The 26055-nt window shown below is 60.8% G+C and carries 23 protein-coding genes and 1 tRNA gene; 14 read left to right on the top strand and 10 right to left on the bottom strand.

Annotated elements, in window-relative coordinates; translation table 11 throughout:
* The first annotated feature begins 91 nt into the window (after nucleotides 1-91).
* The 13 genes from ybgC to nadA all read left to right on the top strand — a co-directional run bounded on the left by ybgC (nucleotide 92) and on the right by nadA (nucleotide 9776).
* Nucleotides 92-547: a tol-pal system-associated acyl-CoA thioesterase gene (gene ybgC, locus AC07OT_RS08435; protein WP_495107880.1), complete on the top strand. Its 456-nt coding sequence runs from the start codon at nucleotides 92-94 to the stop codon at nucleotides 545-547.
* Between the two features lies 1 nt (nucleotide 548).
* Nucleotides 549-1244 (top strand): protein TolQ, encoded by a 696-nt coding sequence (tolQ, locus tag AC07OT_RS08430; protein ID WP_015885609.1) that lies wholly within the window; start codon nucleotides 549-551, stop codon nucleotides 1242-1244.
* A gap of 23 nt (nucleotides 1245-1267) precedes the next feature.
* Nucleotides 1268-1720 (top strand): protein TolR, encoded by a 453-nt coding sequence (tolR, locus tag AC07OT_RS08425; protein ID WP_161793227.1) that lies wholly within the window; start codon nucleotides 1268-1270, stop codon nucleotides 1718-1720.
* A complete protein-coding gene (gene tolA, locus AC07OT_RS08420) occupies nucleotides 1720-2793 on the top strand; it encodes a cell envelope integrity protein TolA (RefSeq protein WP_053135848.1) in 1074 nt (357 codons plus the stop codon). The genes tolR and tolA overlap by 1 nt, the downstream gene beginning before the upstream one ends.
* A gap of 17 nt (nucleotides 2794-2810) precedes the next feature.
* Entirely contained in the window at nucleotides 2811-4091 is a 1281-nt protein-coding gene (gene tolB, locus AC07OT_RS08415; RefSeq protein ID WP_043293513.1) for a Tol-Pal system beta propeller repeat protein TolB, read from the top strand.
* Nucleotides 4092-4146: 55 nt separating this feature from the next.
* On the top strand, nucleotides 4147-4647 hold the full coding sequence (gene pal, locus AC07OT_RS08410) for a peptidoglycan-associated lipoprotein Pal (protein WP_003209827.1): 501 nt from the start codon (nucleotides 4147-4149) through the stop codon (nucleotides 4645-4647).
* 6 nt (nucleotides 4648-4653) lie between these two features.
* The gene (ybgF, locus tag AC07OT_RS08405; protein ID WP_027605544.1) at nucleotides 4654-5490 is read left to right on the top strand and encodes a tol-pal system protein YbgF; all 837 of its coding nucleotides are present in this window, start codon (nucleotides 4654-4656) and stop codon (nucleotides 5488-5490) included.
* 163 nt (nucleotides 5491-5653) lie between these two features.
* A complete protein-coding gene (gene queE / locus AC07OT_RS08400) occupies nucleotides 5654-6301 on the top strand; it encodes a 7-carboxy-7-deazaguanine synthase QueE (protein WP_495107879.1) in 648 nt (215 codons plus the stop codon).
* Nucleotide 6302: 1 nt separating this feature from the next.
* The gene (gene queC, locus AC07OT_RS08395; protein WP_115487173.1) at nucleotides 6303-6980 is read left to right on the top strand and encodes a 7-cyano-7-deazaguanine synthase QueC; all 678 of its coding nucleotides are present in this window, start codon (nucleotides 6303-6305) and stop codon (nucleotides 6978-6980) included.
* 63 nt (nucleotides 6981-7043) lie between these two features.
* Nucleotides 7044-7119, top strand: a tRNA-Lys gene (locus tag AC07OT_RS08390).
* Nucleotides 7120-7311: 192 nt separating this feature from the next.
* Nucleotides 7312-7890 (top strand): NAD(P)H-dependent oxidoreductase, encoded by a 579-nt coding sequence (locus AC07OT_RS08385; RefSeq protein ID WP_495107878.1) that lies wholly within the window; start codon nucleotides 7312-7314, stop codon nucleotides 7888-7890.
* 162 nt (nucleotides 7891-8052) lie between these two features.
* Nucleotides 8053-8436, top strand: a complete 384-nt coding sequence (locus AC07OT_RS08380) for a MerR family transcriptional regulator (protein ID WP_495107877.1) — start codon at nucleotides 8053-8055, stop codon at nucleotides 8434-8436.
* Nucleotides 8437-8717: 281 nt separating this feature from the next.
* The gene (nadA, locus tag AC07OT_RS08375) at nucleotides 8718-9776 is read left to right on the top strand and encodes a quinolinate synthase NadA (protein ID WP_027605549.1); all 1059 of its coding nucleotides are present in this window, start codon (nucleotides 8718-8720) and stop codon (nucleotides 9774-9776) included.
* Nucleotides 9777-9851: 75 nt separating this feature from the next.
* Here the strand turns inward: nadA and AC07OT_RS08370 are convergent, their stop codons facing one another.
* The 6 genes from AC07OT_RS08370 to gcvH form a co-directional block, all read right to left on the bottom strand.
* Complete coding sequence (locus tag AC07OT_RS08370; protein ID WP_065925902.1) at nucleotides 9852-10340, bottom strand: RDD family protein; 489 nt, start codon at nucleotides 10338-10340, stop codon at nucleotides 9852-9854.
* Between the two features lie 94 nt (nucleotides 10341-10434).
* Entirely contained in the window at nucleotides 10435-10647 is a 213-nt protein-coding gene (locus AC07OT_RS08365; RefSeq protein WP_014339904.1) for a cold-shock protein, read from the bottom strand.
* Nucleotides 10648-11040: 393 nt separating this feature from the next.
* Nucleotides 11041-12165, bottom strand: coding sequence for a glycine cleavage system aminomethyltransferase GcvT (gene gcvT / locus AC07OT_RS08360; RefSeq protein WP_495107876.1), 1125 nt, complete (start codon nucleotides 12163-12165; stop codon nucleotides 11041-11043).
* A 39-nt stretch (nucleotides 12166-12204) separates the two neighbouring features.
* The gene (locus tag AC07OT_RS08355; protein WP_141155893.1) at nucleotides 12205-13581 is read right to left on the bottom strand and encodes an L-serine ammonia-lyase; all 1377 of its coding nucleotides are present in this window, start codon (nucleotides 13579-13581) and stop codon (nucleotides 12205-12207) included.
* A gap of 177 nt (nucleotides 13582-13758) precedes the next feature.
* Entirely contained in the window at nucleotides 13759-16599 is a 2841-nt protein-coding gene (gene gcvP / locus AC07OT_RS08350; RefSeq protein ID WP_495107875.1) for an aminomethyl-transferring glycine dehydrogenase, read from the bottom strand.
* A 10-nt stretch (nucleotides 16600-16609) separates the two neighbouring features.
* A complete protein-coding gene (gene gcvH / locus AC07OT_RS08345) occupies nucleotides 16610-16993 on the bottom strand; it encodes a glycine cleavage system protein GcvH (protein ID WP_065939158.1) in 384 nt (127 codons plus the stop codon).
* Between the two features lie 347 nt (nucleotides 16994-17340).
* On the opposite strand from gcvH, the gene AC07OT_RS08340 reads away from it, so the two are divergent.
* Complete coding sequence (locus AC07OT_RS08340) at nucleotides 17341-22008, top strand: hypothetical protein (protein WP_495107874.1); 4668 nt, start codon at nucleotides 17341-17343, stop codon at nucleotides 22006-22008.
* 9 nt (nucleotides 22009-22017) lie between these two features.
* On the opposite strand, the gene gcsR is transcribed toward AC07OT_RS08340, so the two are convergent.
* The 4 genes from gcsR to AC07OT_RS08320 form a co-directional block, all read right to left on the bottom strand.
* Nucleotides 22018-23526 carry a transcriptional regulator GcsR gene (gene gcsR / locus AC07OT_RS08335; RefSeq protein ID WP_495107873.1) on the bottom strand — a complete coding sequence of 503 codons (1509 nt, stop codon included), beginning with the start codon at nucleotides 23524-23526 and terminating at the stop codon, nucleotides 22018-22020.
* A gap of 119 nt (nucleotides 23527-23645) precedes the next feature.
* A complete protein-coding gene (locus tag AC07OT_RS08330; RefSeq protein WP_027605557.1) occupies nucleotides 23646-24008 on the bottom strand; it encodes a DUF5064 family protein in 363 nt (120 codons plus the stop codon).
* A gap of 18 nt (nucleotides 24009-24026) precedes the next feature.
* Nucleotides 24027-24956 (bottom strand): carbamate kinase, encoded by a 930-nt coding sequence (arcC, locus tag AC07OT_RS08325; RefSeq protein WP_065925908.1) that lies wholly within the window; start codon nucleotides 24954-24956, stop codon nucleotides 24027-24029.
* A gap of 80 nt (nucleotides 24957-25036) precedes the next feature.
* Nucleotides 25037-26047, bottom strand: a complete 1011-nt coding sequence (locus tag AC07OT_RS08320; RefSeq protein ID WP_141155889.1) for an ornithine carbamoyltransferase — start codon at nucleotides 26045-26047, stop codon at nucleotides 25037-25039.
* Between the last annotated feature and the right edge of the window lie 8 nt (nucleotides 26048-26055).

Genomic DNA, 26055 nt, shown 5'->3' with positions numbered 1-26055 from the left:
GGCGTCGTCATTCAGTCACTGGATATGTTTTTCGAGAATGAAAAAACAGTTGCCCCAGCGGATTGGCAACCTGAGGAGTAAGCACTAGAGTATGCGCGCGCAAAACGGGGATCAGTCGTTCGCACATCGCTGTCGCGTTTATTACGAGGACACCGATGCCGGCGGCATCGTGTATTACGTCAATTATCTCAAGTTCATGGAGCGGGCTCGTACCGAGCGGCTACGGGAGCTGGGCTTTGCCCAATCCCAGCTGGAAGGGGAGGACCTGTTATTCGTCGTGCATTCCAGCGAGGCGCGTTACCACGCACCGGCGCGACTGGACGACGAGCTGCTGGTCAGCGCTGAAGTAATCGAATTGAACCGTGCCAGCCTGCGTTTCAAGCAGCAGGTCAGGCGGGCAACGGATGCAACGCTGCTCTGTGAGGGGCAGTTCCTGGTGGCGTGTGTGCGCACCAACAGTTTGAAACCTCGGGCCATTCCCGAAACTCTACGTGCGGCCTTTGCCGCCGTGAGCGGCGCGGGTAAACAATCAAAGCAGGAGATTTAGCGTGGAACCTACCGTCGTCGACCATTCCTCCATGTGGAGCCTGGTCAGCAATGCCAGTGTCGTGGTTCAACTGGTGATGCTGACCCTGGTAGCCGCATCGGTTACCTCTTGGGTCATGATTTTTCAGCGCAGCAACCTGCTGCGCGCCGGTCGACGTGCCCTGGAGAGCTTTGAAGAGCGCTTCTGGTCGGGTATCGACCTGTCCAAGCTGTACCGCCAGGCCGGCAGCAACCCGGACCCGGATTCGGGCGTCGAGCAGATCTTCCGCGCCGGCTTCAAGGAATTCTCGCGCCTGCGCCAGCAGCCCGGTGTCGATCCGGAAGCGGTCATGGAAGGCGTGGCCCGTGCCATGCGCGTCGCCATTTCCCGTGAAGAAGAGAAACTGGAGCAGAGCCTGCCGTTCCTCGCTACCGTCGGTTCCGTCAGCCCGTACATCGGCCTGTTCGGTACCGTGTGGGGGATCATGAACTCGTTCCGCGGCCTGGCCCAGGCCCAGCAAGCGACCCTGGCCACCGTGGCCCCGGGTATTGCCGAAGCCCTGATCGCCACCGCGATCGGCCTGTTCGCCGCTATCCCCGCAGTAATTGCCTACAACCGCTTTGCCGCCACCAGCGAAACGTTGATCGGCCGTTACTACACCTTCGCCGATGAATTCCAGGCGATCCTGCACCGTAAAGTGCACACCAGCGAAGAATAAGCAGGTAATTCCCAATGGCTTTAATCGCTCGAGCTCGCAAAAAGCGCAAGCCGGTCGCCGAGATGAACGTAGTGCCCTACATCGACGTGATGCTGGTGCTGCTGGTGATCTTCATGGTGACCGCGCCGATGCTCAACCAGGGCGTGAAGGTTGATCTGCCCAAGGTTTCCAGTGAAGCCTTGCCGCAGGACAACAACACTCAGGTCCTGACCATTTCGATCAAGGCTGACAAGACCTATTACTGGAACCTTGGCAGCGAAGTCGACACGCAGAAACAGCAGGACAAGGCCTTGACCCTGCCGGCGATGACCGATGCGGTGACCAAGATCATTCGCTCCGGCAACGAAGGCGGCAAGCACACCCAGGTGTTCATCCGCGGCGACAAGTCGGTCGACTACGGCTCCGTCATGGGCGCCATGGGCGGGCTGCAGAAGGCCGGCGTCGGTAACGTTGGCTTGATTACCGAGGCGCCCTGATGCACCAACAGCGAGAGCCGTCCGCCTCGGAAAGCTTCTTCTGGCCTAGCGTCTGGGCAATTGCCCTGCACGTCCTGGTCTTTGGCATGCTGTTCGTCAGCTTTGCCATGACCCCGGACCTGCCGCCAGCCAAGCCGATCGTGCAGGCGACCCTGTATCAGCTGAAATCGAAAAGCCAGGCCACCACCCAGACCAATCAGAAGATTGCGGGTGAGGCCCAGAAGTCGGCTGCGCGCCAGACTGAAGTCGAACAGATGGAACAGAAGAAGGTCGAGCAGGAAGCGGTGAAGGCTGCTGCGGAACAAAAGAAAGAAGAGGCGGCTCAAAAGGCCGAGGAATCGAAAAAGGCTGACGAAGCCAAGAAGGCCGACGAGGCGAAAAAGGCTGATGAAGCCAAGAAAGCCGAAAAAGCTGCCGAAGCTAAAAAAGCTGAAGAGAAACAATTGGCTGATATAGCCAAGAAGAAATCTGAAGAAGAAGCCAAGAAGGCTGCCGAAGAAGAGGCCAAGAAAAAGGCCGCTGAAGACGCCAAGAAGAAAATAGTCGAAGACGCGAAGAAGAAAGCCGCCGAAGACGCCAAGAAAAAAGCTGAAGCAGACGAGGCGAAGAAGAAAATCGCCGACGACGCGAAGAAGAAAGCTGCCGCCGATGCCACCAAGAAAAAGGCCCAGGAAGCAGCGCGTAAATCCGCCGAAGAGAAAAAGGCCCAGGCCTTGGCAGATTTGCTCTCCGACACGCCGCAGCGTCAGCAAGCCTTGGCCGATGAACGTGGTGATGAAGTCGCGGGCAGTTTCGACGACCTGATTCGGGCGCGGGCAGCAGAAGGCTGGACACGTCCACCTTCGGCACGCAAAGGCATGACAGTAGTGCTGCAGATCGGCATGTTGCCGGACGGTACGGTGACTTCGGTCAGCGTGGCCAAGTCCAGTGGTGACGGTTCGTTCGACAGTTCGGCGGTTGCCGCGGTCAAGAATATTGGCCGGTTGACCGAGATGCAGGGAATGAAACCAAGCGACTTCGCTCCCTATCGTTCATTCAAGATGACATTCACACCTGAGGATCTAGCCTTGTGAGAAACCTTCTTCGAGGAATGCTTGTCGTTATTTGCTGTATGGCAGGGATAGCGGCGGCGGATGAAAAGAACATCCTGGTCACCAGCGGCAGCGATCGGGCTACCCCGATCGCGGTAGTGCCGTTTGGCTGGCAGGGCGGCAGCGTGCTGCCGGACGACATGGCCCAGATCGTCAGCGACGACCTGCGCAACTCCGGTTACTACGCACCGATTCCGAAAGGCAACATGATCAGCCAGCCGACCCAGGCCAGCGAAGTCATATTCCGTGATTGGAAAGCGGTGGGCGCGCAGTACCTGATGGTCGGCAGCATCACGCCGGCCGGCGGTCGCCTGCAGATCCAGTACACCTTGTTCAACGTGGCCACCGAGCAGCAGGTCCTGACCGGCAGCGTATCGGGTACCGCCGAACAACTGCGCGACATGGCCCACTACATCTCGGACCAGTCGTTTGAAAAGCTCACCGGTATCAAGGGCGCGTTCTCGACACGCCTGCTTTATGTAACGGCCGAGCGTTTCTCCGTAGACAACACTCGCTACACCCTGCAGCGTTCGGACTACGACGGTGCGCGGGCAGTGACCTTGCTGCAATCCCGTGAGCCAATCCTGTCGCCGCGCTTCGCGCCGGACGGCAAGCGTATTGCCTACGTGTCTTTCGAACAGAAGCGTCCGCGTATCTTCGTCCAGCACATCGATACTGGCCGTCGTGAGCAGATCACCAACTTCGAAGGCCTCAACGGTGCACCGGCCTGGTCGCCGGATGGTTCGCGCCTGGCATTCGTACTGTCCAAGGACGGCAACCCGGACATCTATGTGATGAACATGGCTTCGCGCCAGATCAGCCGCGTGACCAGCGGTCCTGGTATCAACACCGAACCGTTCTGGGGTAAGGATGGTTCGACCATCTACTTCACCTCGGACCGCGGCGGTAAGCCACAGATCTACAAGACCAGCGTTGGCGGCGGGGGTGCGGAACGCGTGACCTTTATCGGTAACTACAACGCCAATCCTAAGCTTTCGGCTGATGAAAAGACGTTGGTGATGATTCACCGTCAGGATGGTTTCACTAATTTCCGGGTTGCGGCCCAGGATTTGCAGCGTGGAACGGTAAAAATCCTCACAGATACCAACCTTGATGAGTCAGCTACTGTTGCGCCCAACGGCACCATGGTAATCTACGCCACCCGCCAGCAGGGCCGGGGAGTCTTGATGCTCGTGTCCATTAATGGACGCGTAAGGCTCCCGCTTCCTACCGCACAAGGCGAAGTCAGAGAACCGTCCTGGTCCCCTTACCTGAACTGACGCGGCGCTACAAAAAGAAGTACTTAACACACTGGGGTTCATTAGGAGTTTCACGATGGAAATGCTGAAGTTTGGTAAGTTTGCTGCTCTGGCTCTGGCTCTGTCCGTAGCCGTTGGTTGCTCGTCTAAAGGCGGCGACAATGCCGGTGAAGGCGCAGCTGTTGATCCAAACGCTGGTTACGGCGCTAACACTGGTGCAGTTGACGGCTCCCTGAGCGAAGAAGCTGCTCTGCGCGCTATCACCACTTTCTACTTCGAATACGACAGTTCGGACCTGAAGCCAGAAGCCATGCGCGCTCTGGACGTTCACGCGAAGGACCTGAAAGCTAACGGCGCTCGCGTTGTTCTGGAAGGTAACACTGACGAACGTGGTACTCGTGAGTACAACATGGCACTGGGCGAGCGTCGTGCGAAAGCCGTTCAGCGCTACCTGGTACTGCAAGGTGTTGCTCCAGGCCAACTGGAACTGGTTTCCTACGGTAAAGAGCGTCCAGTTGCTACTGGCCACGACGAGCAGTCCTGGGCTCAAAACCGTCGCGTCGAACTGCGTAAGTAATTCGTCATGCGAACGTGCCGTCGTGCTCTAACTGTATTGGCTCTCAGCCTCGCCCCGCTTGCGGTGTGGGCTGCGGTTCCTGTGGAAGACAGCAACTCTGGCTATAACAATAGCGGGAGCAGCTATCCGCCAGCGGGTTATGGCACGAACGGCGCCTATGCTGGGGGGGCGGCTACGTCCGCTCCCTCGGCACAGGGCGAACTGTTCAACCAGCTGCAACGCATGCAGGATCAATTGGCGCAGCAACAAGGCACCATTGAAGTTCTGCAAAATGAGGTGCGTCAGCTGAAGCAGGAAGGCCTGGAGCGTTACCAGGATCTTGATCGACGTATAGGAGCCGGTGTTACACCTGCCGCTACTCCTGATAATTCTTCTGCCGGTGGCGCGCCCAGCGCGGCTATCGGTGGTGCAGCAGCAGGGGCCGCCGCTGCGAGCCAAGCCCCTGCCGCCAGCAGTGAACCGGGTGATCCGGCGAAGGAAAAGCTGTATTACGATGCAGCCTTCGACCTGATCAAGGCCAAGGATTTCGATAAGGCCAGCAAAGCCTTTACCGCCTTCCTGGGCCGCTACCCAAACAGCCAGTACGCGGGCAATGCCCAATACTGGTTGGGCGAGGTGAATCTGGCAAAGGGTGATCTGCAGGGGGCGGGCCAGGCATTTGCCAAGGTCAGTCAACTGTACCCCAAGCACGCCAAGGTGCCCGACTCGCTGTATAAACTCGCTGACGTAGAACGCCGCCTGGGTCATACCGACAAGGTCAAAGGCATTCTGCAGCAGGTCGTAGCCCAATATCCGGGTACCTCCGCTGCACAGTTGGCCCAACGGGATCTGCAACGCTTGTAAGCGATGCAGCCGTTTAGAAGAAACCCGCGCCTGGCGCGGGTTTTTTCGTTAGAATCCACGCCCTTTTATGACACACGCTTCCTGGGGCCTACGCGTTGGCGGGGTTCTTTGAAGTGCCTGACGGAGGCGGACAGCCTGTTTAGCTGTTACGCCCGTGGCGACTATGCAAGACACATTACGCATCACCGAAGTTTTTTACTCGTTACAGGGTGAAACGCGAACCGCTGGCTTGCCCACGGTTTTTGTGCGCCTGACCGGTTGCCCCTTGCGTTGCCAATACTGTGACAGCGCCTACGCCTTCAGTGGCGGCACCGTGCGCACCCTCGAAGACATCCTGGAACAGGTTGCCGGCTACCGGCCCCGCTACGTCTGTGTAACGGGTGGCGAGCCCCTGGCCCAGCCCAACGCCATCCCCTTGCTCAAGCAGCTGTGTGATGCCGGTTACGAGGTCTCCCTGGAAACCAGCGGGGCCCTGGATATTTCCGCGGTAGACCCGCGTGTCAGCCGAGTGGTTGACCTCAAGACGCCAGGCTCCAAGGAAGCGCACCGCAACCGCTACGAGAACATCGAACTGCTGACGCCCAACGATCAGGTCAAGTTTGTGATTTGTTCCCGTGAAGACTATGACTGGGCCAACTCCAAGCTGATCCAGTACGGCCTTGATCGCCGTGCCGGTGAGGTGTTGTTCTCTCCCAGCCACCACGACCTGAACGCGCGCGATCTGGCCGACTGGGTGGTTGCCGATAACCTGCCCGTACGCCTGCAATTGCAGCTGCATAAATACCTGTGGAACGACGAACCGGGGCGCTGAGATGACTGATCAAAAGCGCGCGGTCATCCTGCTGTCCGGTGGCCTCGACTCCGCAACGTTAGTGGCCATGGTTCGCGCCGAAGGCTACAGCTGTTACACCATGAGCTTCGACTACGGTCAGCGCCACCGTGCCGAACTGGAGGCAGCCGCCCGTGTGGCCCGAGACCTGGGCGTGGTCGAACACAAGGTGATTGGCCTGAACCTCGACGGCATGGGTGGCTCGGCCTTGACCGACAGCACTATCGACGTCCCTGAGAGCTCCACCCAAGGCATCCCGGTTACCTACGTACCGGCACGCAACACGGTGTTCCTGTCCCTGGCGCTGGGCTGGGCGGAGGTTCTGAATGCCCGGGACATCTTCATCGGGGTTAATGCCCTTGATTACAACGGCTACCCGGACTGCCGCCCCGAATACGTCGAGTCGTTCGAGCGTATGGCCAATTTGGCGACAAAAGCCGGGGTAGAAGGGCAGGGTTTCCGGATCCAGGCACCGCTGCAAAATCTGAGCAAGGCCGCTATCGTGAAGGCTGGCGTAGGACTTGGTGTCGATTACGCGCTGACAGTTTCCTGCTATCAGGCAGACGATGACGGCCGTGCCTGTGGGAAATGCGACAGCTGCCGACTGCGTGCAGAGGGCTTCCAAATGGCCGGAATTACGGACCCGACGCGTTATTTCTGATTTATTTCAAATAAGGTGTTGAATAATCCTTAGAAATCAGTATTATACGCGCCACCACACAGCGGGTCGTTAGCTCAGTTGGTAGAGCAGTTGGCTTTTAACCAATTGGTCGTAGGTTCGAATCCCACACGACCCACCATTTTTGGCGGTTTAGAAAATCCGGAAGGCCCACGCAAGTGAGGATTTCCGGGTTTTTTTTTGCCTGCGATTTGGTGCTTACCTGCCGGTGCGCAATGCACCCAAGCTATACCAGCATTTGGCAAACCTCCCTGTTGACTCTCCTGTTACGGGCACACCCTATCCTGCCCGCTCGACTTTTCAGGATGAAGTGATGATGAGCAAGCGAGTACTGGTGATTCTGGGACACCCCTCAACCGACAGTTTCTGTGGGGCATTGACCGACACCTATGTGAAGGCGGCCACAGAGGCCGGGCACGATGTGCGTCTGTTACGCCTGGATGCTCTGCGGTTTGATCCAGTGCTGCACGATGGTTACAAACAGGTTCAGTTGCTGGAGCCCGATCTGCTCAAGGCCCAGGCCGATATCACCTGGGCTGAGCACCTGGCGTTTATCTATCCCATCTGGTGGGGCGGAATTCCGGCCCTGATGAAAGGCTTCTTCGATCGGATATTCCTTCCCGGATTTGCCTTCAAGTACCGCGAAGGCAAAGCCTTTCCCGACAAGCTTTTGAAGGGGCGCACGGCTCACCTGCTGGTCACGATGGATACCCCGCCGTGGTACTACAAGTGGGTCTACTGCATGCCGGGCCTGCACCAGATGCGCAAGACTACCCTGGAGTTCTGCGGCATCAAACCATTGAAGACCCTCACGTTCGGGCCGATCCTCGGTTCCGGCGACTCCCTGCGCGAAGCCTGGCTCAAGCAAGCCCAGGCTATCGCTGGTCGCTGACACCCCCATTGCCCGGCATCGCCTTGCAGCAGGCGATGCCGGCTTTATCCCTGCCAATTACACTGCCTTTTGCCACCTTCGAGTTTCCGACCCCGTAGACATGTGTGAAGATGCGGCGCGCCAAAGTGCTCTCCCCACTCTTGTGCCAAAAAAGGACTTTTCATGTATATCGGCAAAGCCGCCCAGCTATCGGGCACTACCGTCAAGACGATCCGCCACTATGAAGACATTGGCTTGCTGCCGCCGCCCGTGCGCGAGGGTAAGTATCGGGTCTATAACCAGCAATGCGTTGAGCTGTTGACGTTCATCAAGTGTGCTCAGCAGCTGGGTTTCAAGCTTAAGGAAATGCAGGCGATTCTTCAGGACCACCGGGGCCTGGAGCTGCCGTGGGATTTGGCCAGCCAGGCCATTGCCGATAAAAAGCTCGAGCTGAAAGCCCAGATCGAAGGGCTGCAAAACATCTACGACGGTCTTGAGCAGTTCGAAAGCAACCTCAAGGACGCCCGGTACCAATGCCAGTTTGAGCCTCTTTCCAAAACGGTCTGAACGAACTTGCTGCATGAACTCTGCCCGCTGACGGCTATGTGCTTGAGGTGATTTCTGAAGGCGGGGGGGACCCAAGGTACCATTGCGGTTTTTTAATCGACGGGCACACGCGTCAAAGCCAGATTAGGCTTTTGAAACCATTGGATATTCTGTAGCCTTGCGCAGCTTCACCTTTACCCGTGCTTGATGAACACAATCACTTCGTCCGGCGGCGCCCGAAGGGCTCCAGAGCCGGTGGTACACTCGACTTTCGCGCTACTGCGCCTGCAGGTCTTGCGAACATGACGCACATTTCCGAACGCCTACTGGTTCAAGCCCACCTCGACGCCAAGCAGCCCAAGGCCCTCAGCGCCGAGGAAGAGGCGAGCCTGCGTGCCGCCATCGCTGCCGAGCTCAAGGCTCAGGACGCGGTGCTGGTTGCCCACTTCTATTGCGATCCGGTGATCCAGGCCCTGGCCGAAGAAACCGGCGGCTGTGTCTCCGACTCCCTGGAAATGGCCCGCTTCGGCGCCGCCCACCCGGCCAAGACCGTACTGGTCGCCGGTGTACGTTTCATGGGCGAGACCGCCAAAATCCTCACCCCCGAAAAACGCATCCTCATGCCGACCCTGGAAGCCACGTGCTCCCTGGACCTGGGGTGTCCGGTGGATGAGTTTTCGGCGTTCTGCGACCAACATCCCGAGCGCACCGTGGTGGTGTATGCCAACACTTCGGCGGCGGTCAAGGCCCGGGCCGATTGGGTGGTGACCTCCAGCTGCGCGCTGGAAATCGTCGAAAGCCTGATGGACAACGGCGAGACCATCATCTGGGGCCCGGACAAGCACCTCGGTACCTACATCCAACGCCAGACCGGTGCCGACATGCTGCTGTGGGACGGTGCATGCATCGTCCACGAGGAGTTCAAGTCCAAGCAGTTGGAAGACATGAAGGCGCTGTACCCGGACGCAGCGATCCTGGTGCACCCGGAATCGCCGACCTCGGTAATCGAACTGGCCGACGCGGTGGGCTCCACCAGCCAGTTGATTGCGGCGGCACAGCGGCTGCCGAACAAGACCTTCATCGTGGCGACCGACCGCGGCATCTTCTACAAGATGCAGCAGCTGTGCCCGGACAAGGTCTTCGTCGAAGCGCCCACGGCCGGTAACGGCGCTGCGTGCCGCAGCTGCGCGCACTGCCCGTGGATGGCGATGAATACGCTGGAGCGTACGCTGCAGTGCCTGCGTGAGGGCAGTAATGAGATATTCGTCGAGCCGTCGGTGATTCCGCACGCCGTGCGACCGCTCAAGCGCATGCTGGATTTCACCCAGGCGGCGCGCCTCAAGCTGGCGGGTAATGCCTGAACCGAGGCGAGCTCGGTTGAAAATGTGGGAGGGGGCAAGCTCCCTCCCACATTTTGATTTCGTTCAGGCAGCGGGTTATTTCTTTTGCTTCGGGATGCGCACCAACTGCGTATCCGAGTAGATGTCATGCCAGCTGCGTTTGTGCTTGTCGAACAACGACCAGACAAACCCCAGCCCCACGCATAACCACGACGCAATCGACACCACAAAGCGCAACAGCGCCTGCCACAGGCTGATCCGCGAGCCGTCGGCGTTTTGCACGCGCACGCCCCAGACCTGCATGCCCAGGGTTTGCCCGGAATGGGTCCAGAACTTGGCAAAGAAACCAAACAGCACAAAGAACAGAATCGTCGACAGCAGCGGGTCACCGTCCAGTGCGCCGGATTCGGTGAGGGTGCGCATCCTGGCTTCGCCCACGAATGCGATCCACACCAGCTTGTAGATAAACGCGGTGACGATCAGCAGCGCGGTGCACAACAGGAAGTCATAGAACATCGCTGCCAGGCGACGGCCCAGGCCAACGGCGGGGAACTCGCCTTGGGGACTCAGCAAGGGTTTGGACATGGCAGGGCTCTCAGAGGAAAAAAATCATTTTACGGAATAGCGCCCATAAAAAAGCCCCTGATGTCATGTCAGGGGCTTTTTGTCGCAGGAAGGATCAACCTTCTGCTTGTACTTCGTCAGCCTGCATGCCTTTCTGGCCTTGAACTGCAACGAAGGTGACCTTCTGGCCTTCCTTCAGGCTTTTGAAGCCGTTGCCTTGAATAGCGCGGAAATGCACGAACAGATCCGGACCGCTTTCTGGAGTGATAAAACCAAACCCTTTCTCGTCGTTAAACCACTTGACGGTACCGCTCTGACGATCAGCCATTTTCTTATTTCCTTGACGCTAAAAATTAATGACAGCCCCTTTCACATGAAAGAGTACTGGGCTGGGTTGCAGGAAAGTAAGAGACGTCGAACGGGTTGTAGCACAACTACTTCAGCTACTGCCCAGGTCCAGGTTCCAAGCGACCCATGCAAACACAGTGGGCAAACTCTACGCCAACTAATGGAGAAAAAACAAGCCCTGGCAAAAGCCCGGATTTTGCTCGGTCGCATGACACTTCGTTGAATAATGTGAAACCGACTTATTCGATAGAATGGGTCACTTGTTATAGGTTAAATCTTATAATAATGCCTATCGTTGCTGCACTGTTTTATGGCGGTTGCGTTACAGATTAGTGCACGTTAACGCAACCGCGTTACTTATAGGAACAGTCAATCAGCCACGATAGTAACGTTGCGGCACAAATGGCAGTTTGCTTACACGAAGTGGCACTTTTTTCCCACGCACCAACGCAGAGACTTCGGTGTCCAGTGCGGTGAATGCGCTGTCCAGGTAACCCATGGCCAGTGGGCCACCCAGGCTCGGGCCAAAGCCACCGCTGCACACGCTGCCGATCACGCTGCCGTGGGCATCGACGATCTCTGCGCCTTCACGCACAGGCGTGCGCTCCTGGGGCAGCAGGCCTACGCGCTTGCGGCTTACACCGGTTTGCTGCTGGGTGAAGATGCGATCGGCACCCGGGAAGCCACCGGCACGCGCACCGTCGGCACGACGGGCCTTGGAGATAGCCCACAGGAGGCTGGCTTCGATCGGGGTGGTCTCGGTGTTCATGTCGTGGCCGTACAGGCACAGGCCGGCTTCCAGGCGCAGCGAGTCACGGGCGCCCAGGCCGATGGCCTGCACTTCGTCCTCGGCCAGCAGGCTGCGCGCCAGGCTTTCGGCGCTGGCGGCAGGCACGGAGATTTCAAAACCGTCTTCACCGGTGTAGCCCGAGCGGCTGACGTAGCAATCCACGCCCAGCAGGCGCACCGGCGCGAATTGCATGAAGGTCATCCGGGTGACTTCCGGTGCCAGGCGCGCCAGTACCTTCACTGCGGCCGGGCCTTGCAGGGCCAGCAGCGCACGCTCTTCAAACAGCGGCTCGATGCGGCACTGCTCGCCGATATGCTGGCGCAGGTGCGCCAGGTCCTGGTCCTTGCAGGCCGCGTTGACTACCAGGAACAGTTCGTCGTTACCCAGGTTTGCCACCATCAGGTCGTCGAGGATGCCGCCCTGGTCATTGGTGAACATGGCGTAGCGCTGCATGCCGACCGGCAGGTCGATGATGTCGACCGGTACCAGGGTTTCCAGGGCCTTGGCGGCATTGGCGCCGGTCAGGCGGATCTGGCCCATGTGGGACACGTCGAACAGCCCGGCCTGTTCACGAGTGTGCAGGTGCTCCTTCATCACGCCCAGTGGGTATTGCACCGGCATGTCGTAGCCGGCGAAGGGCACCATGCGTGCACCCAGCTCGAGGTGCAGGGCGTGCAATGGGGTTTTCAACAGGGTTTCGGTGGACATGTTCAGCTCCTGAAAAACGTGCCGACGCGCCTTTAGGCGTCAGCACTCGATAATGTTGACCGCCAAACCGCCACGGGCGGTTTCCTTGTATTTGCTTTTCATGTCGGCGCCGGTCTGGCGCATGGTGCGGATGACCTTGTCCAGCGAGACGAAGTGTTGCCCGTCGCCACGCAAGGCCATGCGCACCGCATTGATGGCCTTCACCGAGCCCATGGCATTGCGCTCGATGCAGGGCACCTGCACCAGCCCGCCAATCGGGTCGCAGGTCAGGCCGAGGTTGTGTTCCATGCCGATTTCGGCGGCGTTTTCCACCTGGGAAACCGTACCGCCCAATACTTCGCACAACGCGCCAGCGGCCATGGAACAGGCCACGCCGACTTCACCCTGGCAACCGACTTCGGCACCGGAGATGGAGGCGTTTTCCTTGTAGAGAATGCCGATGGCGGCGGCGGTGAGCAGGAAGCGCACCACGCCGTCTTCATTCGCGCCGGGAATAAAGCGCATGTAGTAATGCAGCACCGCCGGCACAATCCCGGCCGCGCCGTTGGTGGGCGCCGTGACCACGCGCCCGCCGTTGGCGTTTTCTTCGTTGACGGCCAGGGCGTACAGGTTGACCCAGTCCAGCACCGACAACGGGTCGCGCAGGGCCGACTCCGGGTTCTTGCACAACTGGCGATGCAAGGCGGCGGCGCGACGCTTGACCTTCAAGCCGCCGGGCAAGATGCCTTCGTTGTGGCAGCCGGCCTCTACGCAGTCCTGCATCACCTGCCAGATCTTCAACAGGCCGGCACGGGTTTCCGCTTCCGGGCGCCAGGCACTTTCATTGGTCAGCATCACCTGGCTGATGGACAGCCCGTAGGTGGTGCAATGGCCGAGCAAGTCCTTGGCATGTTTGAACGGGAACGTCAGTGGGGTGGCGTCTTCGACGATCCGGTCGGCGCCGGCGGCATCTTCATCCACCACAAAACCGCCGCCCACCGAGTAGTACTCGCGGCTGCGGATCTGGATACCCGCCGCATCAAAGGCACGAAAAATCATGCCGTTGGGGTGGTAGGCCAGGGGTTTGCGAATCATCGCCAGGTGTTCTTTCTCGTTGAACGCAATGCTGTGTTCGCCGAGCAGGTTCAAGCGACCGTCGCCGCGCATCTGCGCCAGGCGTGCGGCCACGGTTTGGGTGTTCACGGTGTCCGGGTGTTCGCCTTCCAGGCCCAGCAGCACGGCCTTGTCGCTACCGTGGCCTTTGCCGGTGGCGCCGAGGGAGCCATAGAGTTCCACCTTGATGCCGGTGGTGGCGCTCAGCAGATTGTCACGCTTGAGGCCTTCGACGAATCGAGCGGCCGCGCGCATGGGGCCGACGGTGTGGGAACTGGAGGGGCCGATGCCAATCTTGAACAGGTCGAACACGCTTAAGGACATGAGTTGTTCTCCGGTTTCTTGTTATGTATTGGGTGTACTCGGTCAATGTGGGAGGGGCGGTGCGACGATTCGACTTGCCCCCGATAGCGGTGGGTCAGTAGAAAGTTCTGGTGACTGACACACCGCTATCGGGGGCGAGCCCCCTCCCACATTTTTGACCGCGCTCAGCCAGTCGGGTTATGCGTAACTTTCGATCGACGGGCACGCACACACCAGGTTGCGATCACCAAACACGTTGTCGACCCGGCCAACCGGTGGCCAGTACTTGCCTTCGATCAACGAAGCCACCGGGTACACCGCTTGTTCACGGCTGTATGGGTGGTTCCATTCACCAACCAGTTCCGCCGCGGTATGAGGTGCGTTTTTCAGCGGGTTGTCGTCCTTGTCCAGGGTGCCGTTTTCCACCGCGCGGATTTCCTCGCGGATGGCGATCATCGCGTCGCAGAAGCGGTCCAGTTCTTCCTTGGACTCGCTTTCGGTCGGCTCGATCATCAACGTACCCGCCACCGGGAACGACATGGTCGGGGCGTGGAAGCCAAAGTCGATCAGGCGCTTGGCCACGTCATCCACGCTTATGCCGCTGCTGTCCTTCAGCGGGCGCAGGTCGAGGATGCATTCGTGCGCCACCAGGCCGTTGCTGCCGGTGTACAGCACGGGGTAGTGCTCTTCGAGGCGACGGGAAATGTAGTTGGCATTCAGGATCGCCAACTGCGACGCGCGCTTGAGGCCTGCGCCGCCCATCATGCTGATGTACATCCAGGTGATCGGCAGGATGCTTGCACTGCCGAACGGGGCCGCACACACCGCGCCTTCCTTGCGCGCCATGGCCGCGTGGCCGGGCAGGAAGGGCGTGAGGTGGGACTTGACGCCAATCGGGCCAACGCCCGGGCCGCCACCGCCGTGGGGGATGCAGAAGGTCTTGTGCAAATTCAGGTGGGACACGTCGCCGCCGAACTTGCCCGGTGCGCACAGGCCAACCATCGCGTTCATGTTGGCGCCGTCGATGTACACCTGGCCGCCGTTGTCGTGGATGATCCCGCAGATTTCGCGGATACCTTCCTCGAACACGCCGTGGGTGGACGGGTAGGTAATCATCAGCGCGGCGAGGTGCTCACGGTGCTCGATGGCCTTGGCGCGCAGGTCTTCGATGTCGACGTTGCCACGGGCGTCGCAGGCGGTGACGACCACACGCATGCCGGCCATGTTGGCGGTGGCCGGGTTGGTGCCGTGGGCCGACGATGGGATCAGGCAGATGTCGCGACGTGCTTCGCCACGGCTCTGGTGATAGGCACGGATGGCCAACAGGCCGGCGTACTCGCCCTGGGAACCGGCGTTCGGCTGCAGGGAGATCGCGTCATACCCGGTGGCCGCGCAGAGCATGGCTTCCAGGTCGGAGGTCAGTTGCAGGTAGCCGGCGCTTTGCTCGGCCGGGGCGAACGGGTGCAGGGCACCGAACTCGGCCCAGGTCACCGGGATCATTTCACTGGCGGCGTTGAGCTTCATGGTGCACGAGCCCAGCGGGATCATGGTGCGGTCCAGGGCCAGGTCCTTGTCCGCCAGCTTGCGCAGGTAACGCATCAGCTCGGTTTCCGAGTGATAACGGTTGAACACCGGATGGCTGAGGATCGGCGACTGGCGCAGTAATGCGTCGGGGAGGCGGCTGTCCACCGTGGCGTTGACGTCCGGCAGGGCTTTGCCATTGGCAAAGATCGCCCACAGGGTTTCGATATCGGCCTGGGTGGTGGTTTCGTCGACCGACAGGCCAACCCGCTCGGCGTCCACCACGCGCAGGTTGATGCGCTGGGCGCGGGCCTTGTCGTGCAGCGCAGCGGTGTCGCCGCCGGTGTGCAGGGTCAGGGTGTCGAAGAAGTGTGCCTGCTCGACCTTGAGGCCCAGGGCGGTCAAGCCCTTGGCGAGCATCGCGGTCAGCTGGTGAATGCGCTTGGCGATCTGGGTCAGGCCCTTGGGCCCGTGGTACACGGCATACATGCTGGCGATGTTGGCGAGCAGCACTTGCGCGGTGCAGATGTTGCTGGTGGCTTTCTCGCGGCGGATATGTTGCTCGCGGGTCTGCATGGCCAGGCGCAGGGCCGGCTTGCCGAAGCGGTCTACCGACACACCGACCAGACGCCCCGGCATGTCGCGCTTGAACGCATCCTTGGTGGAGAAGTACGCCGCGTGCGGGCCACCGAAGCCCAGCGGCACGCCGAAGCGTTGCGCGCTGCCGATGGCCACATCGGCACCGAACTCACCCGGCGGGGCCAGCAGGGTCAGGGCCAACAGATCGGCAGCCACAGCCACCAGGGCGTTGGCGGCATGGAAACGCTCGGTCAAAGCGCGGTAGTCGAACACGTCACCGTTGCTGGCCGGGTATTGCAGCAGGGCGCCGAAGAACGGGCTGACATCGGTCAGTTCGCGCTCATCGCCCACCACTACGTCGATGCCCAGCGGCTCGGCACGGGTGCGCAGTACGTCGAGGGTTTGCGGGTGGCTGTGGACCGAGGCGAAGAAGGCGTTGCTGCCCTTGTTCTTGCTCAGGCGCTTGCAGAAGGTCATGGCTTCGGCGGCGGCGGTGGCTTCATCGAGCAGCGAGGCGTTGGCGATCGGCAGGCCGGTGAGGTCGCTGATCAGGGTCTGGAAGTTCAGCAGCGCTTCCAGGCGGCCTTGGGAAATTTCTGGCTGATAAGGCGTGTAGGCGGTGTACCAGGCCGGGTTTTCCAGAAGGTTGCGCAGGATCGGCGACGGCGTATGGCAGTTGTAGTAGCCCTGGCCGATGTAGGTCTTGAACAGTTGGTTCTGGCTGGCGATGGCCTTGATCCTGGCCAGGGCCTCGGCTTCGCCCAGGCCGTCTTCCAGGCCGAGCACGCTGGTGCCCTTGATGCTTTCCGGGATCACGCTGGCGCTCAGGGCTTCCAGGGAATCGAAGCCCAGGCTGGCGAGCATCTGCTGCTCATCTTCCTGGCGCGGGCCGATGTGGCGGGCGATGAACTCATTGGCGGTGCTGAGATTGATGGTCATGGCGCGCTCCTCAGGCTTCGGCGTTGGCTTTGATCAGACGGTCGTACGCGTCCTGATCCAACAGTTTAGCGACTGCCCCGGCATCGGCCGGTTTAAAGCGGAAGAACCAGCCTTCGCCCAGCGGGTCTTCGTTGACCAGTTCCGGGTTGCCATCGAGTTTGGCGTTCACTTCCAGCACTTCACCGTCCAACGGCATGTACACGCCGCTGGCGGCCTTGACCGATTCAACCGTGGACGCTTCAGCGCCCTTGTCATAGGCCTGCAACTCCGGCAGTTGCACGAACACCACATCACCGAGCGCGTTCTGCGCGAAAGCGGTGATACCCACGGTGACGCTGCCGTCAGCTTCGGCGCGCAGCCATTCGTGATCTTCAGTGAAACGCAACTCGCTCATGGAAACTCCTCAGGGCCAGAATCGTCTGGTGGGCAGGATTGGAATAATGGGGAGTTGCTTAGCAATATCGCGGCCAATGTGATTAATCCTTTATTAATCAATAGCTTGTCAAAAGCGGTTATAACGATAGCGTATTTGTGTGTAGCGATTTCGCTACAGTCCGGCCGTCGAAAAAAAGCCTATGCGGATCAAAGCCTTGCATGGCGCGCAAAAAACAAGGTTGTAGCGATATCGTTCCACTGTAGCGCTTTCAGTACGCATGGACGTCGTTTTTCGCGATTTATCTACCGTCCGGGAGGCCGGCCGGCGTTTTACCGTGCGCGCACTTCGTCATCAGGATGCGCCCCATGAGTGCTTCAAAGGTTATTCCCCCAGAGATTTCCCAGGCGCGGACGTCTCGCGACTATTTATCCAAGGTCTTCGCCCGACGCCTGGGCCTGACCCAAGTGGCCCGCGCAATGATCCAGGAATGGATCGGGCAGTGGTTTGCCGGTTCCGGCCTGCAGGCCGGTAACAGCTGGATCGGCGTGATCCAGCCAACCTCGAGCGGCCGCCGCCACATGCCGCTTATCACCTTGAGCGATGCGCTGATCCAGCGCTGCATGAAGGGTGACGCGCTGAACTACACGCCAGGCCATCATGTGCTGTTGGTGCAGTCTGCACCGCAGGTGTTCGAACCGGCGAGCGGCGCCATCACCGTGGACGATATCGAGTGGATGCTCAACACCCTGGCGCCCGATGTGCTGGCGGGTTTTGCCGAGCGCTTGGTGCAATACTGGAACGCGCGCGTGTCGGACGGTTCGGCCGACAGCCGTTGGCACGCGATCAGCAGCCAGTTACGTGCATGCCTGCTCACGGCGCGGCAGAACCCGCCATTGACGCCGGAGCAGGCGCGGCTGCTGGTGGGGCTGGGCGATGAGCAGGCACAGCAGCTTTGGGGGTATCGGGCGGATCGAGAGGCCTTGGGTGACGCCGATGCGCTGCATATCTATCAAGTCTATGCGGCCCAGGCCGGGGACCCGGGCGAATGGCTGCCGCTGTTGGTCTTGCAGCGTCGAGTCCAGGGGCAACAGGTCACCCTCGTCTATATCCCGGTGATGAACCTGTTGCAGCTCGAGTCCCTGGACGCCTTGGGTGACCTGCTGCCGCGCTATATGAGCCGTTACCGGCCAGGGGCGCCGCTGCAATGGGTACTGCGCGAGCCCGAGGGCGATGTGTTCGATGCGTTGGCCCAGGCCTTGCTCGAACGCCAACTTCGCGATGTGCGGCGGGTTGACTGGTCGGCACTGCCCGACATCGGCAGCTATGAACAGCTGTTCACCACGCTCACCTCGCCACTGGCCTGGTTCGACCCGGATGCTCTCGAACAACCTCATGAAGAACAGCTGCCGGTCTGGCTACAGCGGGCCAGCAGCGCGGATCGCCTGGCTTACGGTCAGTGGCTGGAGCGCCTGGCGCAGCTGCAGCGCAGCACCGGCGGTGCAACGTTCCTCGATGGCCTCGAGCCGATCGATGTGTATGCGCGCAAGGCGCTGCAACGGCAAATGCGCCTGGATCATCCAGCGCAGGCCCCCATCAACCCGGACGACTGCCTCCTGACCTTTGAGCGCACCCAGGGCGGCACGGTTGGCTGGACGCAACGGACCACCCGGACCTTGACCCAGTGGTCGCTGGAAAACCCCTTCGCCAGCGCCTATGCCAGTGTGCACATCAGCCACCAGGCCACGTCAGGTAACGTGCCGCGCTGGGTCACGCCGGCCTATCTCAAGGGGCTGATCGAACGGGTGGACGTGGGCAAGCACTATCCGCCGTTGCTGGAGCACGCACTGATCGCTGACCCGACGCAGTCTGCACGGCGGCGCCGTTTGTTTGTCGCTCAGATGGCGCTGCAACTGCCGATGCGCGCCCTTGAAAACAGCCTGCGCCAACGCAACGGCTTTACCCGCTCCGGTGCTCGGGTGGTGCACGCGTTGCTGCGGGAAGATCCGCTCCAGCGTGTGGTCGACGGTGAGGTGATCGTCGCCCGGCCCCTGGCGTTCCTGGCCCATGCAGGCGGGCTGGCCCATCAAGCGCACAACCTGTTTGTCATCGGTCCCCGCGACAACAGCACGCTGCCGCATATTCTCTACCGGCCGGATCAAACCGACGCGATGCTGCAACAGTTTCCCAGCCGCCAGGCATTGCTCGACGCGATCGCAACGGTGGGCAGCGATCTTCAACCCGTGGTGCTGCAGCGTTTACCGCAGGACAGCCGTGCCCTGTTTGCCAACGGCGGTTTTCTGCGTCCCCATGTCCAGCGTGTGCTGCAGGGCGATGAGTTCGACGTACTGCCCGCATCGAGCCCGGCGCTGCTGAGTGACGAACCGGTGCGTGGCGAGTTCCTTGAGAGCGTCTTCGATGAAAACGCCCGAGACCTGTGGCAGCGCGCCGTCAAACAGTCGGTTTCCAACGAGGCGCTGCGTTGGACCCTGTTCAAGAATGATCTGTGGCAAGTGTTCAATGCGCTTTTGCCGATGGTCAGGGGCCCGGTGGCGGTGGCGGGCTGGTTGTCCCAGACCTTCAGGACATTCCAGGCGGTGCTGGCGCTGCCGGCCGAGACGAGCCGCGAAGATTCCGCCAATGCCTTCGCCGAGCTGATCGGCAGCGTGGCCGGCCTGCTGATGAGCCCGGTGGTCACGCTGGCTCAACGGCTGCGCTTGAGTTCGGGCGGTGCCCAGGCCCCTGACTTGATCCCGGCCAGCCACACGCGCCACTCGGCGTCGACGTTTGCCTGGCAGCCTTCATTCGCCGACGTCACGGCAATGGATTTTTCCTGGGCCAACTCAAGGTCCAGGCTTACGACCCAGCAGCGTGCCCAGCTCGAGACCTTCCAATGGTCACCCAGGCAGGGCGAACGCTGGCCCGACTCGCCGACACTGGCCTCGGCGGCCAGCCCGGTGCGTGGTCGGGTGCTGGTCCAGCGCGACGGCAGCGCGGCCCGTCACGAGCAGTACACCTTGATAGACAGCAAAGTCTATGGCGTGAGGGCGGTCAGGGATGGCTGGCGGGTCGTCGATCTGCGGCAACCCCAGCGTCTCGGCCCGTGGCTGGACAAGGATGCCCATGGGGTGTGGAAAGTCGACCTGGGCCTGCGCCTGGTTGGCGGGCAGCCAAAGAGCACGGTGGCCCAGCGGCGTGCCCACATCGAGCGGCAAAAGCTTGAGCTTGAGCACGAATACAGCGCGGCAAGCAGCGAATTGCAGAGCCTGGAGCGTGTCGTGACCGCGGCCGAAGACCTGTGTGAGAAGGCGCACCTGACCTCCGAGGCGGCCTTCACCGAGCAGCACCGGCGCGATGCCCGGGCGCGCTACCTGCGCGAGTTGGAAAAAAAGGCCGATGCGCAACAGAAAAAACTCAATGTGCTGATGCGCAGAAACGCCAACAAGCCCCTGGACGGCTTTGAACGGGAGCAGTGCCTGCAGTTGGAAGACATCGTGCTGAACATGCGCCGGCAGATGTTCGTGCTGACCTTCAGTCGCCGCGAGGAGCAGTTTTCCGAAGCGCATCTCGCGCAACTGTCGGAGCGAGTGGCGGGGGAGGACGCGACCGCGGCCCAGGCGGTGATCGGGACCTTGACCGAAGAGAGCCGCAGGATCGGCGAGTTTCACGACAAGATGGTCAACCTGAGCTTCTGGGAACGGGTCAATTACGAGCGGTTGCTCAGCATTCCTGCCTACAAGTCCTACATCGGTGAGTTGCAACCGTCCTCATACGGGCTGCCATTGGACTGGCGGACCGTGCAGTTGCAGGTGCTCAAGGAGCAGCTGTGGCGCCGGCTGCCGCTGCCTGAAGAACAGGATGATTACAGTCGGATCGACGCGGCCATGGATGAGGCGATCCAGTCGGCCCAGTCCCAGAAAACCATCGATGAGCCAGGCTTGCTGAGTGTGCAACAGCGCATCGACGGCACCCGGGCGGTGCTGCACGAATACGCGAAAACCCTGGCGCTCCTGGATGAATACCGTGCCGCCGCGCCGGAATTGATCCATGGGGATGTCGAGGTGCCGGTGCAAGCCACGATCCTCAGCCTGGAACAGGAGTCGAGAATCGCCCTGGCAAAGCTGCTGCGTGAGCACGAGCGCAACCCTCAGCCTGGCCGGGTACGCTCCCTTGAGGGCGATCAACGGTTGATCCGCGATTCGAAGAAACGCTATCAATTGGGACGGGTTCGCGCCCGCACGCCGGAGGCGACCGAAGACATCGTTGATGTTATCAACCCGATTGACCAGGCCGTGGTGGTCAGCCTGCATCAGCAGCCGGGTTCGGATGCGTTCGAAGCGATCACCGAGGCTGGCGCGGTGATGCCGCGGCCGACGCGTTCCCTGGAAAACCTCAAGGCCGACGCGCGCCGCTTGTTGGCCAGGGCACCGCTGGTGCTGCAGCAGGCCCGCGACGAAGCGCGCAGTGCCACGCTGCCGGCCAGCGTCGAAGCCCGGTTGACGCGGCAGTCCGAGGGTATCAAGGCGGTTGCCGAAAAGATCCGCAAGGCACTGCCGTCAACGCCGGATACCGCGGCCCAGGCGCTGCTCGATGAACTGGAACAGGCCGCCAGCCATTCTCTGGACCAGGGGCGAGGATTACGCATCGAGATGATCAAGCGCTTGCCGCCCGATGAGGATGGGATTGCCTGGCTCCAGGCCCGGGATCAGGTGCAGATACTGCGCATCGAGGGGCGTATTGCGCTCAAGCGGGTGGATGATTTCCTGCAGGAGTATGTGGTCAAGGACAGGCAGGGCAAGGTCCTGGCTTATGCGCATTTTCATTACTCATCCCCCACGGACCCCGATTTACCCTACAACGCCGGCCATCTGAAAAGGCCGGAGCAGCGTTTCATGAGCTTTCGCAGCCTGCTCGACAAAACCGACAACGAGGCCATCGCGATCTACTATTCGCGCATCAGCCCGCCCATGGCCACGCAACTGTTTTTCAGCGCCACCGGCGTTATCAAGCATCGTGGCCGGCGTGCGTTCTGGTGAGGCAGGCGCTCAGGGTTTTGCGCGAATGCCGTACTTGCGCAAGCGGTGGGCGATGGCGGTGTGTGAGGTTTGCAGGCGGCTGGCCAACTGCCGGGTCGAGGGGTAACTGACGTAGAGTTTCTCCAGCAGGCTGCGTTCGAAGTCCTCGACGGCCTGTTCCAGGCTATCGACTTCGCCGTCGCTCTGGCGCGCCACGGAGGTGCCGGCGATGTCCAGGTCACCGATGTCCACCAGGCTGCTTTCGCAGATGGCGGCGGCGCGGAAGATCACGTTCTGCAACTGGCGCACATTGCCCGGCCAGCGGTTGCCCAACAGCGCCGGATAGGTGCCGGGCGCCAGGCGGCACACCGGGCGCTGGATCTGCGCACAGGCCTGTTGCATGAAGTAGCGGGCCAACAGCAGGATGTCCTGGCCGCGCTCACGCAGGGGCGGCACCTCCACGTTGAGCACGTTGAGGCGGTAGAACAGGTCTTCGCGGAAGGTACCTTCGCTGACCATTTTTTCCAGGTCGCGGTGGGTGGCGCTGAGGATGCGCACATTGACCTTCACTTCGCGGTCGCCGCCGACCCGGCGGAAGCTGCCGTCGTTGAGAAAACGCAGCAACTTGGCTTGCAAATAGGGCGACATTTCGCCGATTTCATCGAGAAACACCGTGCCCTGGTTGGCCAGCTCCATCAGCCCCGGCTTGCCGCCGCGTTGGGCGCCGGTAAAGGCGCCGGGGGCGTAGCCGAACAATTCACTCTCGGCGAGATTCTCCGGCAGCGCCGCGCAGTTCAGCGCCAAAAACGGCGCACTGTGGCGCGCGCTGATGGCGTGGCAGGCCCGCGCCACCAACTCCTTGCCGGTGCCGGTTTCGCCCTGGATCAACAGCGGCGCATCGAGCGCGGCCACCCGTTGTGCGCGTGCCTTGAGGGTACGGATCACCGGGGATTCGCCCAGCAGCGCATCAAAGCCTTCGGCATGATCGTGGTGCAGCGCCGACAGTTGTTCGCCGATGCGGTTGGGTTGGTACAGGGTGAGCAGGGCGCCGGCATCGGTGATCGGCGTGGCGTCGAGCAAAAACGTCTGGCCGTTGACGCTGATTTCACGCAAGGGCAGGCGAAAGCCGTTTTCCAGCAAGGTGTCCAGCAAGGCCGGGTCATTGAACAGCTCGGCGATACTTTCCCCGGCCGGTTCGCGACCGTACAGCGCGATCAGCGCCGGGTTGGCCAGCAGGATCTTGCCCGCGCTGTCCAGGGCCAGCACCGGGTCGGTCATGGCCGCCAGCAGGGCGTCGAGTTGCAGGTGGCGGCGCTGGCCGGGAAGGATGTCCACCACCGTCACCGCTTGTACGCCGTGCACGCTGAACAGCGCGTCACGCAGTTCTTCGAGCACGTCGGCGCTGAGGGTCGGCGCATCGATATAGACGTTGGGCGGCACCATTTCCACCGCATCCAGGTTGAGATTGCGCCCACCGAGCAAGGCCAGGACTTCCTGGGTGATACCGACGCGGTCGATAAAGCTGACGTGGATACGCATGGGGCGAATGTTGGTTCTGGCGTACTGAGGGTGGCCAGTATGCCTGACAGGTGATGGAGATCAAAAATGTGGGAGCGGGCTTGCTCCCACATTTGAGTGTTGGTGTCGGGGGCGTCGGGTTATTCCAGGTGTTCAGGCTTGATCGGGTCCCCGGATTTCACATCCAGTTGATGCCGCACATCCTCGAACATCAGGTCGTACTGTTTGTGCATCGAGCCATTCAACACCGCAATCTTCGGCATCCCATACTTCTGCGCGATGTTCATCGCATGCCGGGCAAAGTCGAATGCCTGGTCCTTGGGCAAGAAGAACTCTTCCTTGAGGTCCTTGCCCTGCACCGAGCCGTGCAGCTTGAACAGCATGCCCTTGCCTTCCTTTGGGTCCTGGCTGACTTCGTAGTCGATACACAGGTTGTAGCTGTAGTCGTCCTTGTTCAGCGCGTGACGTTCGACGTGCAGGTGACCGGGTTCAAAGGTGGCCATAGGCGTATCTCCTCTACTTCACAGATAGGTGATGCCAGGTGTCGCCGTGCTGATGCGTGTGCCGGCGCTGCCCTGGACGATGGCTTCGATGTCGGAGAGTGAACCGATCACCGCGGTTTTGCCAGTCTGGCGAGCGAACTCGCAGGCGGCTTGGACCTTGGGGCCCATGGAGCCGGCGGCGAAGCCGAGTTTTTCCATGTCGTCGGGGTGGGCCTGGCCGATGGCTTTCTGGGTCGGCTTGCCGAAGTCGATAAAGGCGGCATTGACGTCGGTGGCAATCACCAGCAAATCGGCGTCCAGTTGCGTGGCCAGCAACGAGGAGCACAGGTCTTTGTCGATCACGGCTTCGATGCCCTTGAGCTTGCCGTCTTCACCGTACAGGGTCGGGATACCGCCACCACCGGCGCAGATCACGATGGCGCTTTTTTCCAGCAGCCACTTGATCGGGCGAATCTCGAAGATGCGTTTGGGTCGTGGGCTGGCCACGACGCGGCGATATTTATCGCCATCCGGGGCGATGGCCCAGCCTTTCTCGGCGGCGAGTTTTTCCGCTTCGGCCTTGGAATACACCGGGCCGATGGGCTTGGTCGGGTTCTGGAAGGCCGGGTCCTTGGCGTCCACTTCCACCTGGGTGAGCAGGGTGGCGAACGGCACTTCGAAGTCCAGCAGGTTGCCCAGTTCCTGTTCGATGATGTAGCCGATCATGCCTTCGGTCTCGGCACCGAGCACGTCCAGCGGGTACGGCGAAACGCTGGTGTAGGCCGCCGCCTGCAACGACAGCAGGCCGACCTGCGGGCCATTGCCGTGGGCGATGACCAGTTCGTTGCCGGCATGGATCTTGGCGATCTGTTCGGTGGCAATGCGGATATTGGCGCGTTGGTTGTCTGCGGTCATGGGTTCACCACGGCGCAGGAGGGCGTTGCCGCCCAGGGCTACGACGATGCGCATAATGCAATCCTTCTATAGGTGTGAACACAGAGGCCAATGTGGGAGGGGGGCAAGCCCTCCCACATTTGACCGTGTAGCCTTTAGATATCCGCGAGTGCCGACACCAGGATCGCCTTGATGGTGTGCATGCGGTTTTCCGCCTGCTCAAAGGCGATGTTGGCCGGCGACTCGAAGACGTCCTCGGTCACTTCCACACCATTGGCCAGGTTCGGATAACGTGCGGCGATGTCCTTGCCGACCTTGGTTTCGCTGTTGTGGAACGCCGGTAGGCAGTGCATGAATTTCACCCGAGGGTTGCCCGAGGCTTTCATCATCTTGGCGTTGACCTGGTACGGCAGCAGTTGCTCGATGCGTTCGTCCCACGCTTCCACCGGCTCACCCATGGACACCCAGATATCGGTGTGGATGAAGTCCACGCCCTTGACCGCTTCTTTCGGGTCTTCGGTGATGGTAATGCGCGCGCCGCTTTCCTCGGCGAAGGCCTGGCACTGTTTGATGAAGTCTTCATGGGGCCACAGGGCTTTCGGCGCGCCGATGCGCACGTCCATGCCGAGCTTGGCGCCGATCATCAGCAGTGAGTTACCCATGTTGTAGCGCGCGTCACCCAGGTAGGCGTAGCTGATGTCATGCAGCGGCTTGTCGCTGTGCTCGCGCATGGTCAGGGTGTCGGCGATCATTTGGGTCGGGTGGAACTCGGCGGTGAGGCCGTTGAACACCGGCACGCCGGCGAACTTGGCCAGTTCTTCGACGATTTCCTGCTCGAAGCCACGGTATTCAATGGCGTCGAACATGCGACCGAGTACGCGGGCGGTGTCTTTCATGCTTTCTTTGTGGCCGATCTGCGACGACACCGGGTCGATATAGGTGACGTGGGCACCCTGGTCGTGGGCCGCCACTTCGAAGGCGCAACGGGTGCGGGTCGAGGTTTTTTCGAAGATCAGCGCGATGTTCTTGCCTTGCAGGTGCGGACGCTCGGTGCCGGTGTATTTGGCGCGCTTGAGGTCGCGGGACAGGTCCAACAGGTAGTGCAGCTCGCGGGTGGTGTGGTGCATCAGCGACAGTAGGCTGCGGTTGCGCATATTGAAAGCCATGATGGAAT

This window comes from Pseudomonas sp. GW821-FHT09C10 (genome assembly GCF_059418085.1).
The sequence above is the reverse complement of the archived record's forward strand: the minus strand, read 5'-3'. Positions and strand labels throughout refer to the sequence as shown.

Coding starts and splice junctions, on each gene's coding strand:
- ybgC (WP_495107880.1), top strand. CDS start 92: ATGCGCGCGCAAAACGGGGATCAGTCGTTCGCACATCGCTGTCGCGTT.
- tolA (WP_053135848.1), top strand. CDS start 1,720: ATGCACCAACAGCGAGAGCCGTCCGCCTCGGAAAGCTTCTTCTGGCCT.
- tolB (WP_043293513.1), top strand. CDS start 2,811: ATGCTTGTCGTTATTTGCTGTATGGCAGGGATAGCGGCGGCGGATGAA.
- pal (WP_003209827.1), top strand. CDS start 4,147: ATGGAAATGCTGAAGTTTGGTAAGTTTGCTGCTCTGGCTCTGGCTCTG.
- ybgF (WP_027605544.1), top strand. CDS start 4,654: ATGCGAACGTGCCGTCGTGCTCTAACTGTATTGGCTCTCAGCCTCGCC.
- queE (WP_495107879.1), top strand. CDS start 5,654: ATGCAAGACACATTACGCATCACCGAAGTTTTTTACTCGTTACAGGGT.
- queC (WP_115487173.1), top strand. CDS start 6,303: ATGACTGATCAAAAGCGCGCGGTCATCCTGCTGTCCGGTGGCCTCGAC.
- AC07OT_RS08385 (WP_495107878.1), top strand. CDS start 7,312: ATGATGAGCAAGCGAGTACTGGTGATTCTGGGACACCCCTCAACCGAC.
- AC07OT_RS08380 (WP_495107877.1), top strand. CDS start 8,053: ATGTATATCGGCAAAGCCGCCCAGCTATCGGGCACTACCGTCAAGACG.
- nadA (WP_027605549.1), top strand. CDS start 8,718: ATGACGCACATTTCCGAACGCCTACTGGTTCAAGCCCACCTCGACGCC.
- AC07OT_RS08370 (WP_065925902.1), bottom strand. CDS start 10,340: ATGTCCAAACCCTTGCTGAGTCCCCAAGGCGAGTTCCCCGCCGTTGGC.
- AC07OT_RS08365 (WP_014339904.1), bottom strand. CDS start 10,647: ATGGCTGATCGTCAGAGCGGTACCGTCAAGTGGTTTAACGACGAGAAA.
- gcvT (WP_495107876.1), bottom strand. CDS start 12,165: ATGTCCACCGAAACCCTGTTGAAAACCCCATTGCACGCCCTGCACCTC.
- AC07OT_RS08355 (WP_141155893.1), bottom strand. CDS start 13,581: ATGTCCTTAAGCGTGTTCGACCTGTTCAAGATTGGCATCGGCCCCTCC.
- gcvP (WP_495107875.1), bottom strand. CDS start 16,599: ATGACCATCAATCTCAGCACCGCCAATGAGTTCATCGCCCGCCACATC.
- gcvH (WP_065939158.1), bottom strand. CDS start 16,993: ATGAGCGAGTTGCGTTTCACTGAAGATCACGAATGGCTGCGCGCCGAA.
- AC07OT_RS08340 (WP_495107874.1), top strand. CDS start 17,341: ATGAGTGCTTCAAAGGTTATTCCCCCAGAGATTTCCCAGGCGCGGACG.
- gcsR (WP_495107873.1), bottom strand. CDS start 23,526: ATGCGTATCCACGTCAGCTTTATCGACCGCGTCGGTATCACCCAGGAA.
- AC07OT_RS08330 (WP_027605557.1), bottom strand. CDS start 24,008: ATGGCCACCTTTGAACCCGGTCACCTGCACGTCGAACGTCACGCGCTG.
- arcC (WP_065925908.1), bottom strand. CDS start 24,956: ATGCGCATCGTCGTAGCCCTGGGCGGCAACGCCCTCCTGCGCCGTGGT.
- AC07OT_RS08320 (WP_141155889.1), bottom strand. CDS start 26,047: ATGGCTTTCAATATGCGCAACCGCAGCCTACTGTCGCTGATGCACCAC.